The following is an 11411-nucleotide window of genomic DNA, read 5'->3' on the forward strand; positions in this document are numbered from 1 at the left end:
AGTAGGAGAATAAAGTTTGTGAGTATTTTCGATAAAATAAAAAAATTATTCAAGAACAAAGAAAAGGTACAAATATTTCAAAATATAGAAGATATTCTCTTAGAAGCAGATATTAAAAATAATATAGTAATTGAAATAACAGAACGCATAAAAAAAATTAAAGATAAAGATGAAGAAGCAATCCTTTTAAAACTCAAAGAGTTTTTGAAAAGTTATATAAATCAACAACATCTTAATTTAAACAATAAAAATTTAAATATTTTATTAATAGTTGGGGTAAATGGAGTTGGAAAAACCTCAAGCATCATAAAGCTTGCAAATAAATTTAAAAATGAAGGTAAAAAAGTATTAATATCTGCAGCAGATACATTCAGAGCAGCAGCAATTGAGCAAATCAAGACACAGAGTGAAAAAATTGGCATTAAAGTCATATCTCAAAACCAAGGAAGCGATGCAGCAGCAGTAATATTTGATAGTATTGCAAGTGCAAAGACAAAAAAATACGATATACTAATAATTGACACAGCAGGAAGACTCCAAAATAAAGAAAACTTAATTAAAGAACTTCAAAAAATGGATGGTGTAATTAAAAAACAAATCATGGAAACAGATATTAACTACAAAAAGATACTAGTAATAGATTCTATTTCTGGAAAAAATGTAAATAATCAAACAGAAATATTTAATCAAGCAATAGAAATCGACGGAATAATAGCCACAAAATTTGACTCGTCATCTAGAGCAGGTGGCATAATAAACATCTCAAAATTATTTAAAAAACCAATATATTTTTTTACATTTGGAGAACAAGTAGAACACATCAAAGAATTTAACACTGATGATTACTTAAATAAACTACTATGACCATGACAAAAAAGATAGTAATCTTGTTTCTAATATTAATAATACCAAACGCCTATGGGCAAAGATATTTTATATCTGATGTATTTTTCAATAAATACCAAGAAATAAATGAGATTCCACAAACAGGTTTTTATATTGAGTATACAGAAATTAACAAAATTGAAAAGTTTAGTCTTTTTAAAGATTTACAACTGCTAAAATACAAAACACAGGAAGTAATGGAAGACAATAAAAAAAAATTAACATTTTATAATGCAGAAGGCATTAAAACAAGAGAAGAAATTTATGACAATCTGAACAATAAAATACAAGAAATACAATATAGTCCTAAAGGAACCATACTTGAATCTGTAGATTATTTTTATAAAAATAATAATCTAAGTTACAAAGAAATCAAAATTTTAGATCAAAAACCAAAAACACTACACTACATAAAAGACACTAATGGTAAGCTTTTGAAAATAACGGGCTCAGAATTTCAAGTTTGGAACTATGACATCAATGGGGACATAAGTTCAACATATTTTGACATGAAAAAATCCAGAACAAAAGTAATACAGTATGACGATCAAAAAAGATATTTAAAAAGCATAACATTAGACAATGACAAAATAAAAGCTAAAGAAAAAAATAAATATCTAGAAAATGACGAAGTAATTAATACCGCAGAAGAAGGTGAGATTAAAACTATATCAAAATATCAAGGGCATAACCTAATCAAAAAGCAAGTATATAAAAATAATGAAATAATAAAGACCAGCGATTTTGAATACAATGAATTTGGAAACGTTATATTTGAAAATATAACTATAAAAAGAAATAAAAAAGAACATAATACTAAAATAACATATGATTACTATTCTGACAATAAATTAAAATCAAAAATAATTTATGAAAATGACTTAATTTTATTAAAAACTGATTACTTCAATGACAATGAATATACACAAGAAATATATTATAATGGGAATCCTATATTTAAAGTAAAATATAAAAATGATGAAATCATTGCAGAAATAAAGAAAAATATTAAAGATATTACAAAAGATGAAAATGGGATTAAATAAACTCTTATTGAAAAGACTAATATTAGATGAAAGAAATAGCTTATCGCTTACAATTGTGATCATTTTAAGTATAGCACTTGGACAAATCATTATCATTATCACAATATCAATAATGAATGGATTTCAACATGACTTTTTCTTAAGTATTTCCACTCTGGCGAGTGGAAATTTAAAAATTGAAAGCAAATTAAACAATCAAGAACTTAATGCTCTTAATAAAATTAAAGAAATAATTCAAATAAATAAAATTTATGAAACACAAGGAATTGGAATCGAAGACTATTACTATCCAAAAGTCTTAAATATCATTGCGCTTGACACAAAAGATATTATAAAAGATCAAAACTTTATCTCACTAACAAGTCTTAAACAACATGAATTGGACCTTAGAGATGATGAAATTATAATAGGAGATGTACTCTCATATAATTTAGGTCTATCTGAAGGTGATGCAATAGGATTAATATTAAGTGATGAAATACAAAATTTACAAAAATTAACAAATAAAGTCAAATCATTTAAAATAAAGGCCATCTTTAAGAGCAATTATGCGAAAATCAATGAATCCACAATATTTATGAATATTAGCTACTTTTTAAAAAAACAAATCATCAAAGATTCAGATATCAATTATCAAATAAAAACTCAAAACTTATATCCCAGTACAAAATTAATAAATGAAATAAAAAACATTAATCCAAACATTCAATTCAAATTCTGGAATGAATATAATAAGGAATTATATAAAGCACTAAAAATAGAAAGAAATACAATGTTAATTGTTTTAACAAGTATCTTTCTTATCATTGCTGTCAACACATACTATTTCCAAAAAAGAATCTTAATAAATAAAAGTAAATCAATTTCAATAATTTTAGCCTTAGGTCTCCAATCTAGAAAAATTAGAAAAATTTTCTTAATACACTCAGGAATAATCTGCATTCTTGGTAGTATTATTGGGCTAATTGCAGGGATCGCAATATCTTCAAATATAAATGAAATTCTAAATACAATTGATATTCTAATAAACAGTATAATTAATATTATTAATTATATATTAAAATCAAAACTGACAAACATAGAAATCAAAATAGTCAAAAATACAATTACACCTAAAATATTTTTAAGTGATTTAATATTAACACTATTCTTTGCTTGCCTGTTTACAATACACTCAAGCTTAAAGGTAACAAAAAAGATCAAATACTTAAATAAAATCAACGGGGCATCATAAATGAAAAACATACTGTGCATAAAAGGAATACATAAAACATACACTAAAAACAAAACAAAAATAAAAGTCCTAGAAAACTTAAGTCTAAACGTAAAAGAAGGAGATTTTATATCAATTCAAGGTAAAAGTGGATGTGGAAAATCAACACTTTTTAATATTATATCAGGAATTGATAAAATGGATTTGGGTGATATAATCTCATGCGGAATATCTTTAAAAAATGCAAATGAGAAAACCTTAAGTCTATATAAAAACAAAAAAATAGGACTTGTATTTCAAAATCACAATTTAATTGATGAATTTAGTGTATTGGAAAATATTATTTTACCTAAAATCATTGAAGGAAAAGATAACTTAGAAACAATATATAACAAAGCTTTACGTTTAATGAGAATACTAGAAATAGATACAAGAGCAGAACATTATCCTTCAGAACTCTCAGGTGGAGAATCACAACGAACCGCAATAGCAAGAGCCTTAATAAACGAACCAAACATAATCTTATGCGATGAACCTACTGGTAATTTAGATATTAACACTGCTAGAACAGTAGAATCCCTATTAATAGAAACAACAAAAACATTTCACAAAACCTTAATTTTAGTTAGTCATAATCCCGCCTTCTCAAGCAAAGCAGATGTTAAATATGAACTTAAAGAAAAGACGTTAAAGAGGATATGAGACTATAATGCGACCAAACATCAAAGAACTCATCAAAATAGCATACGTAATATTTATAAATTCAAAAAATAAAAAAGCACTCATTGGTTCTGGAATATCCTTAAGTCTAGTTATGACACCTTTAATTATTGTTTACTATATGGCAAACAACATAATGAATTCCACAATAGATAAATACATTGAAAACGAAGGGTTTTCTGTACAAATTGAGTATAATGAGATTCAACAAGATATCAATCTTAAATCTAGATTAGAAAAATTTAAACAAAAATCTCAATATAATCAACTCAAATACTTTTTTGAAAGAAGAACCTATGGAATTATTGGCAATAACAAAAAACAGGGTGCGTTAATCAGAGCCGTAGAGAATAAGTTTATTAATGATCATAAACACATAAAATTAATAGACGGCAAAAAAAACATTAACAAAAATGAAATCCTAATATCAAAACAAATCAAAGATAAACTTAACTTAAACATCAATGAATCAATTTACATAATTGTACCAAATAACAAATATCAAGAGGTATTTCCCAGAGCAAAAAAATTTAATGTAGCTGGAATCATTGAAACAGGCTTAATGGAAGTTGATAAAAATTTAGTTCTCATCTCACTACAAGACTCAAATATAATGTCAGAAAAATTTTCTAAAAGCATAATTGGACTTTCAATTAAACCTAATACCAAAGAAGAAATTAACAAACTAAAGCTAAACATTGAAAATGAATTTCAAGAATATAAAATAAAAACATTTTATGAACTTTATATAAACAAATATATGAATCTAGATATCAGCAAAAAATTTTTAATTTTTATTATGGCCTTCATTGTAATATTTGCAAGTATTAATATATCTTCATCTCTTTGTATGTTAATACTTGAAAACAAAAAGAAAATTGCAATATTGAAATCAATCGGAATGAATAACTTAAGCTTGAAACTAATATTTATATTAATAGCACTTGCGCTAAGTGTGATATCTTGCATAGTAGGCATAATAATTGGTAATTACATAACCATGAATATAGAACACTTAATCAATATAATAGATATTATTATTAATATGACTTTAAAAATATTTGGAAGTAATAGTACAGCTATCCTAAATTCTGATTATTATATCTCTGAATTTAACATTAAAATAAGTACTAAATTTAGCTTAATGATTCTCTTATCTTATACATCTATAAGTATTGCAACAACGCTTATTCCTCTCAACATTATTTCAAAGTTTAAAGAAAAAGAAATATTATAAATATAATAATATAGACAAATATTAATCTTCCTATAATTCTTATAAATAAAAATACTATCTTAAAGATACATTCACAATCTTAATAGAAGACAACTCTTCTCTAATGTTTGGATAAATCTCTTTTGGGAAAATAGTTTTTAATGAAAAACTATGCCTAGAATGAGGTTTAAGAAAAGAATTAACCTCAGATATTAATTGTCGTTTTAAAGATTTAATAATCTGACTATTCTTAGCAACATATGCCACTTCAATCTCTAAATATTTAATATCATCCTTTGAATTATTGTAAACCTCTATTAAAGAATGAGCTTCATAAATGCCAAAAGTTTCATTAAAATAACTTCCAAGATATTTAAAATCCAACATTGAAAAATTTGTCTCTAAATTAACACTAGAAAAATTATCAACTCCTTTAAAAAATTCAATTAAACGAATATCAAGAACCATTTTCTTCGGATGTCCATCAAGCTCTTCAGAAACAATATGTACAAAATCAATTGGAACATATACACCTTTATGCCACTTACTAGCAAAATCACTCTTTTTTTCAAAAACTTTATTGAAAATTGGTTTTCCTAAATCATCATAAACAGTAATGCCATAAGAAATTTTTTTGATGGGCTCTTTAGATGCAATAACACCTGCCCTTAACTGATAAGCATATGAATCCTCAAAAACTAATACTTTTGCATCTTCAATTTCAACATGATATAAACTATAAGGACTTGCAACAAGATTAGCAGACTCAACTATCAAATCAGATGCCCTTGTAATTGAAGGCAAACCTTGAATCTTAGCACTTTGACTATTTCCTACCAAACCTCCAAACTCTTGATACCCACCGATAAAAGAGTTCATAATGACCTTATATGTAATAAATGTAATAATAGCTATGAATATAAAACCTAACAATAATATTAATGTTTTGTGTTTTAACCTATTATCAGTTTTATTATAATAATCTCCTATATTAATCCCACTTGCAATTCCAAATTCTCGAGCCTGTAAACTTACATGCATAAATTTTTTATTTATTTCTTTACTATCTATCCTCTTTACAATTCTTTTATAAAGATTAAAAAATGAATTAAAAATAAATTTATTATGCAAAGAATATAAATATACAGCCTCAAGTTCGCTTAAAGAATCTTGCAATTCTCCCATTCGCTCTAATTGTAACACTCTATCATATATTTTAGAGAAGCGCTTTTCCATACTTTCAATATCAGCATCAGAAATATCTGATAGCTCAATAATCTCTTTTATATTTTTTTCTCTTAAAGTCTTATTTTTATACTTAGCAAGTTTAGATAAATAAAGTTTAATTCTATCATCAGAAGTCTTACTCATTATCTTCTAATTCATCAACCTTCTTTAAAAGCCAATAAGCAATATTTTTAGCAGTGTCTTTTGTAATAGAAATGCCAACAAAAGAGTTTATTAAAATTATCTTCTCTTTAGAGCCTTTAAGTTCTCCAGAAATCTCTTCTAAAACACCCTCTTTGGTCTTAGTATAAACAATCTCTTCAGGAATCTCTGTAGATTCAAAAACAAGATCGCAAAAAATCTCTCCAGTATTAGTGACACTACCATAAACATTATTAATAGGCACTAATTTATAATCTTCTGCTTTTTCAAACCTATAAATTATCTCTTTCATAAAACGAATTATAACATAAACATACCTTCAAAATATCAAAGCCTCTTAGAACACAAATTGATTTCATCAAAGCACAAGAATAAAAATTCTACATGAAAATAAAATCAAAAATGATGGTATAATTTTTACAATTAAAATTGTTACATAAAAATAAAGAGCAATAAATATATGAATTTCATAAAAGACATCGATGAAAAGACAAAACTCTTAAGAAAAGACTTTCCTATTTTAAATCAAACTATTAATGACAAAAAAATTATTTATTTTGATAATGCTGCAACTTCCCAAAAACCACAAATTGTAATTTCATCTGTAGTTGAATATTACTCAAAATACAATGCAAATATTCACAGAAGTGGACATAAACTTGCCTTAGAATCCAGTCTAAAAATAGAAGAAATAAGAAAAATTATTAAAAAATTTATTAATGCAGAGTCTTATAGAAATATAATATTTAATTCTGGAACTACAGATGGAACAAACACAGTAGCAAATTCATTACTCTTTTCAAAGCTTTTAAAAGAAAATGATGAAATCATCACAACAACACTTGAACATAATAGCAATTTACTTCCTTGGATCAATATTGCCAAATATTTAAACTTAAAAATTAAACTTGCAAAATTTAATGAAATGGGAATCATTCAACCAGAACAAATACAAAAGTTAATCACAGAAAAAACAAAAATTATTGCCATATCTGGTATAAACAATATATTAGGAACTCTACAAGACTTAGAAACAATTGGCAAGATTGCTAGAGATAATAAAATTATACTATTTATAGACGCGGCTCAAATGGCACCACATATGAACATAGATATAAAGAAAATAAACTGTGATTTTCTAGTATTCTCAGGACACAAAATGCTTGCTCCAACAGGAATAGGGGTTTTATACATATCAGATAAAATCATACATAAACTTAACAGTTCTAAATTAGGCGGTAATGCCATAGACAATATTTCAATAACAAATGGCAATCTTAACTTTAAAACCCTTGATTCGCCAAATAAATTTGAACCAGGTACACCAAATATTGCAGGAATTATTGGTCTTGGAAAAGCAATAGAATATATTAACAATCTTTCAATGGAATTTATTCAAGAACATGACAAAGAACTGATTGAATATTGTGTTGCAAAACTAAAAGAAATTGATGAAGTTGAATTCATTCTAAACCAAAATATCAAACGAAAATCAATAATCTCATTTACAATAAAAGATATCCACTCACATGATATTGAAACATATCTTGATACAATGGGCATTGCAACCAGAGCTGGAAAAACTTGCGCTTATCTTGCATTCCTATCAGAAAGAATAAAAAAAGATCATTTATTACGGATAAGCTTTTACCTATATAATACAAAAGATGAAATTGATACTTTTATATCCTGTCTAAAGAAAACAATAAAAGAATTTCAGTAAATCTATTTTTTAAATTTTTAATATCTAATATCAATTAAAAATCTTAAATAAAGATTATATTTGATCAATAATATTAAAAATTATGTGCTAGATTTACTAATTAATGGCATACAGAACTTTAATTTACTTTAATTAAATTAATAAACATTGTTATTGATTTAATTAAGCAAACCTCTTAAAATTGAAACATGCTTTCAGAAGAAATAAAAAAAGAATTAATCAGACTTAGTAAAATAAGAAAGTATTATTTTAAAACAGATAAAAATCAAAATTTAAAATATTGTCAATCAAAATGTGGAGACACAATAATCTTTCACATCAATGCAATCGACGAACAAATTAGACTAAAATACAATGCAAATGGATGCATTGTGCTTCTAGCAAGTGCTTACACCTTAACTAAAATATGCGATAATAAATCTAAAAAAGCAATACTAGAACTCACAACAAAAATAATCAATAAAAATTTTGAAAACTTAAAAGAAATTGATAACAATCTTAAAACCTTTGAAAGCTTTTTATACACAAATAGAAAAGATTGCTTCATGCTACCATACAAAGCTCTAAAAGAAATCTTAAATACTATCAAATAACTTTTAATTTAGGAGAATTATATGAAAATATACTCTCACTCATCAATAGGATATGAAGGTGAACTAATTGAAATCGAAGTAGATATTAAAAAAGGAATATCAGGAATTGATATTGTTGGTCTAGCTGGAAGTGAAATTAAAGAATCAAGAGAAAGAGTAAAAGCAGCCATTAAAAATTCAAAATTTATTTTTCCAAAAGACAGAGTTTTAATAAATCTCGCACCAGCTGGTATCAAAAAAATTGGAACAGCACTTGATCTTTCAATTGCAACAAGCATTATATCCACAAAAGAAAATCAAAATAATAACTTAGACTTAGATGTTCTAATGCTAGGAGAATTACAATTAGACGGCAAAATAAGAGCAATCAAAGGAGTATTACCTGCCATTTCACTTGCAAAAGAAAGAGGCATTAAATGTATAATAATACCTTTTGATAATTTAGAAGAAGCTCTCTTAGTGGATAATCTCAATATCTGGGGGGTCAAAACTTTAAAAGAAGCCTTAGAAATTATAGGACATCTTAATAACAACATGTTTCCAACACAATCCAGAATGATTAATCTCAAAATAGACGATAATGAAGAAAAATTTGAATACGATTTCAAAAATATCAAAGGCCAACACAAAATTAAAAGAGCACTGGAAATAGCAGTTGCTGGAGGACATAACATTATGATATTTGGTCCTCCTGGAAGTGGAAAAACTCTCAGCATCAAATGTGTACAATCAATACTACCTCCGCTCACAAATAAAGAAATTATTGAAACAAATAGAATTTGGTCAGTTGCTGGAAAATTAATAGATACAAAAATAATAAGACAAAGACCATTTAGACAACCTCATCAAACTGCAAGCAAAGAAGGAATCATTGGAGGTGGACCCAATGCACTTCCTGGTGAAGTATCACTTGCTCATAATGGTATTTTATTCCTAGATGAAGCTTTAGAATTTCAAAAATCAATATTACAATCACTCAGAGAACCAATAGAAGATAAGATGATCTCAATCGTAAGAGCAAGTTCAAAATCATTTAAATATCCAGCCAATTTTCAGTTAATGCTTTCTACAAATCCCTGTCCCTGTGGCAATCTTGGAAAGGCCGACACAGAATGTTTTTGTTCTCAACAAGAAGTTTCAAATTATTGGAAAAAACTTGGAGCAGCAATGCTTGATAGAATTGATATCAGAGTACCAGTAAAGCCTGTAAACAATGAAAAATTATTCCAAAATAATAATGAAGACTCAAGTAAGATAAAAGCAAGAATAATACAAGCACGAAATACACAAAATCAAAGATATGCGAATATTGACAATATTCATAAAAATTCTGATCTTAAACCAGAACACATCGCAATATTTTGCGAGCTAGACAAAATACTACAAGATGAAATGATTTATATACTAAATAAACTTAACATATCATCACGAGCTACTCATTCAATCTTAAAACTATCAAGAACAATTGCGGACTTAAAAAAGAAGACCATATTTCAAGAGAAGCATTACTAGAAGCAATTGAACATAGAAAGCATGGGGAAAACCTGTTAGAAGACTAAAAAAAGCCCCATTCGGGGCATAGAATTAAAACTCTATTTTATTAATATAACTTTTCAATTGTTCAGCAGAAGCCTTGAATTTTGCAAGTTCTCTATCGCTTATCTTAAAATCAAGGACCTCTTTTACACCATCTTTGCAGACTACAGATGGTGCACCGATATAAATATCCCTGACAGAATCACCATATTGGCCACTAATATATGAAGATATCGGTAAAATAAGATTTTGGTCACTAATTATCGCATTAACAATCCTTTTAATTCCAAGGCCAATAGCATAATAAGTCGCACCCTTTAATTTAATTACCTCATAAGCAGCATTAACAACATTCCTATGAAGTCCATCAAGTTCAGCTTCACTGATTTTACCTTCATCAATATATTCTGACAAAGATTTCATAGCTATTTTAGTTTCATCCCAAGTAGCAAAAGAACTATCCCCATGTTCACCCATAATATATGAGTGTATATTTTGAGTATTAACATTAAGACGCTCTGCCAAAAAATATCTAAGTCTTGAGGTATCAAGTGTCGTTCCTGTCCCAATAACCTTATAAGTTGGAAACTTAGAATACTTCATTGTTACATAAGTCATAATATCAACAGGATTACTTGCAATCACAAAAATGCCATTAAATCCACTTGAAACAACACTAGTTATAATTGCTTTAAATATTTTAGTATTTTTGTCAACCAAATCAAGTCTTGTCTCACCTGGCTTTTGGTTAAGTCCGGCAGTAATTACAACAATATCTGCATCAGAACAATCATCATAATTACCAAATACTATTCTAATATTTTTCTCTAAGAACATCTGGCCATGATTTAAATCCATGACTTCACCCTTAGCTTTATCTTGAGCCACATCAATAATTACAAGCTCATGAACAAGCGAGTTATCTATTGTTAAAGCATAAGCAAAACTTGAACCAACACCGCCAGCCCCAACAAGAACAACCTTATTACGTTTAAGCATATTATTTTCTCCACATAAAATTATTTAATTACTATGCAATCATTTTATAACAGTTTATACTACTTTAAAACCATTCGATCATCATTTTAAT

Annotated in this window: 10 protein-coding genes and 1 pseudogene; 8 read left to right on the forward strand and 3 right to left on the reverse strand. The window is 26.9% G+C overall.

Translation table 11 applies throughout. The annotated features are described in order from the left end of the window. Positions 1 to 18 precede the first annotated feature (18 nt). Genes ftsY through ACWUD1_RS00380 form a run of 5 tightly spaced genes read left to right on the forward strand, consistent with a single transcriptional unit; the run spans position 19 to position 5101 of the window. Complete coding sequence (ftsY, locus tag ACWUD1_RS00360; protein ID WP_472756615.1) at positions 19 to 864, forward strand: signal recognition particle-docking protein FtsY; 846 nt, start codon at positions 19 to 21, stop codon at positions 862 to 864. A gap of 2 nt (positions 865 to 866) precedes the next feature. Further along, complete coding sequence (locus ACWUD1_RS00365) at positions 867 to 1931, forward strand: hypothetical protein (RefSeq protein WP_472756616.1); 1065 nt, start codon at positions 867 to 869, stop codon at positions 1929 to 1931. Then, positions 1918 to 3165, forward strand: coding sequence for an ABC transporter permease (locus ACWUD1_RS00370; protein ID WP_472756899.1), 1248 nt, complete (start codon positions 1918 to 1920; stop codon positions 3163 to 3165). The genes ACWUD1_RS00365 and ACWUD1_RS00370 overlap by 14 nt, the downstream gene beginning before the upstream one ends. Beyond that, the gene (locus tag ACWUD1_RS00375; protein ID WP_472756617.1) at positions 3166 to 3846 is read left to right on the forward strand and encodes an ABC transporter ATP-binding protein; all 681 of its coding nucleotides are present in this window, start codon (positions 3166 to 3168) and stop codon (positions 3844 to 3846) included. 4 nt (positions 3847 to 3850) lie between these two features. After that, complete coding sequence (locus ACWUD1_RS00380) at positions 3851 to 5101, forward strand: ABC transporter permease (protein WP_472756900.1); 1251 nt, start codon at positions 3851 to 3853, stop codon at positions 5099 to 5101. Positions 5102 to 5155: 54 nt separating this feature from the next. Here ACWUD1_RS00380 and ACWUD1_RS00385 read toward each other — a convergent pair whose 3' ends face one another. Both ACWUD1_RS00385 and ACWUD1_RS00390 read right to left on the reverse strand, forming a co-directional pair. Beyond that, a complete protein-coding gene (locus tag ACWUD1_RS00385; RefSeq protein ID WP_472756618.1) occupies positions 5156 to 6451 on the reverse strand; it encodes a hypothetical protein in 1296 nt (431 codons plus the stop codon). Beyond that, positions 6444 to 6761 carry a hypothetical protein gene (locus ACWUD1_RS00390; RefSeq protein WP_472756619.1) on the reverse strand — a complete coding sequence of 106 codons (318 nt, stop codon included), beginning with the start codon at positions 6759 to 6761 and terminating at the stop codon, positions 6444 to 6446. Before ACWUD1_RS00390 ends, ACWUD1_RS00385 begins: the two co-directional genes overlap by 8 nt. A 168-nt stretch (positions 6762 to 6929) precedes the next feature. Between ACWUD1_RS00390 and ACWUD1_RS00395 the strand changes: the two genes are divergently transcribed. The 3 genes and pseudogenes from ACWUD1_RS00395 to ACWUD1_RS00405 all read left to right on the forward strand — a co-directional run bounded on the left by ACWUD1_RS00395 (position 6930) and on the right by ACWUD1_RS00405 (position 10344). Continuing rightward, positions 6930 to 8192 carry a cysteine desulfurase gene (locus ACWUD1_RS00395; RefSeq protein ID WP_472756620.1) on the forward strand — a complete coding sequence of 421 codons (1263 nt, stop codon included), beginning with the start codon at positions 6930 to 6932 and terminating at the stop codon, positions 8190 to 8192. A gap of 188 nt (positions 8193 to 8380) precedes the next feature. Continuing rightward, positions 8381 to 8785 (forward strand): iron-sulfur cluster assembly scaffold protein, encoded by a 405-nt coding sequence (locus ACWUD1_RS00400; protein WP_472756621.1) that lies wholly within the window; start codon positions 8381 to 8383, stop codon positions 8783 to 8785. Between the two features lie 21 nt (positions 8786 to 8806). Further along, positions 8807 to 10344: pseudogene (locus tag ACWUD1_RS00405) on the forward strand (YifB family Mg chelatase-like AAA ATPase). A 25-nt stretch (positions 10345 to 10369) separates the two neighbouring features. On the opposite strand, the gene ACWUD1_RS00410 reads toward ACWUD1_RS00405, so the two are convergent. After that, positions 10370 to 11320 carry an L-lactate dehydrogenase gene (locus tag ACWUD1_RS00410; protein ID WP_472756622.1) on the reverse strand — a complete coding sequence of 317 codons (951 nt, stop codon included), beginning with the start codon at positions 11318 to 11320 and terminating at the stop codon, positions 10370 to 10372. Positions 11321 to 11411 lie beyond the last annotated feature (91 nt).

Source organism: Borrelia tillae (assembly GCF_055693965.1).

Bases quoted from the DNA above. Each gene is read 5' to 3' on its own strand.
- ACWUD1_RS00375 (WP_472756617.1), top strand. From the start codon at position 3,166: ATGAAAAACATACTGTGCATAAAAGGAATACATAAAACATACACTAAA.
- ACWUD1_RS00400 (WP_472756621.1), top strand. From the start codon at position 8,381: ATGCTTTCAGAAGAAATAAAAAAAGAATTAATCAGACTTAGTAAAATA.
- ACWUD1_RS00385 (WP_472756618.1), bottom strand. From the start codon at position 6,451: ATGAGTAAGACTTCTGATGATAGAATTAAACTTTATTTATCTAAACTT.
- ACWUD1_RS00390 (WP_472756619.1), bottom strand. From the start codon at position 6,761: ATGAAAGAGATAATTTATAGGTTTGAAAAAGCAGAAGATTATAAATTA.
- ACWUD1_RS00395 (WP_472756620.1), top strand. From the start codon at position 6,930: ATGAATTTCATAAAAGACATCGATGAAAAGACAAAACTCTTAAGAAAA.
- ACWUD1_RS00370 (WP_472756899.1), top strand. From the start codon at position 1,918: ATGGGATTAAATAAACTCTTATTGAAAAGACTAATATTAGATGAAAGA.
- ACWUD1_RS00410 (WP_472756622.1), bottom strand. From the start codon at position 11,320: ATGCTTAAACGTAATAAGGTTGTTCTTGTTGGGGCTGGCGGTGTTGGT.
- ACWUD1_RS00365 (WP_472756616.1), top strand. From the start codon at position 867: ATGACAAAAAAGATAGTAATCTTGTTTCTAATATTAATAATACCAAAC.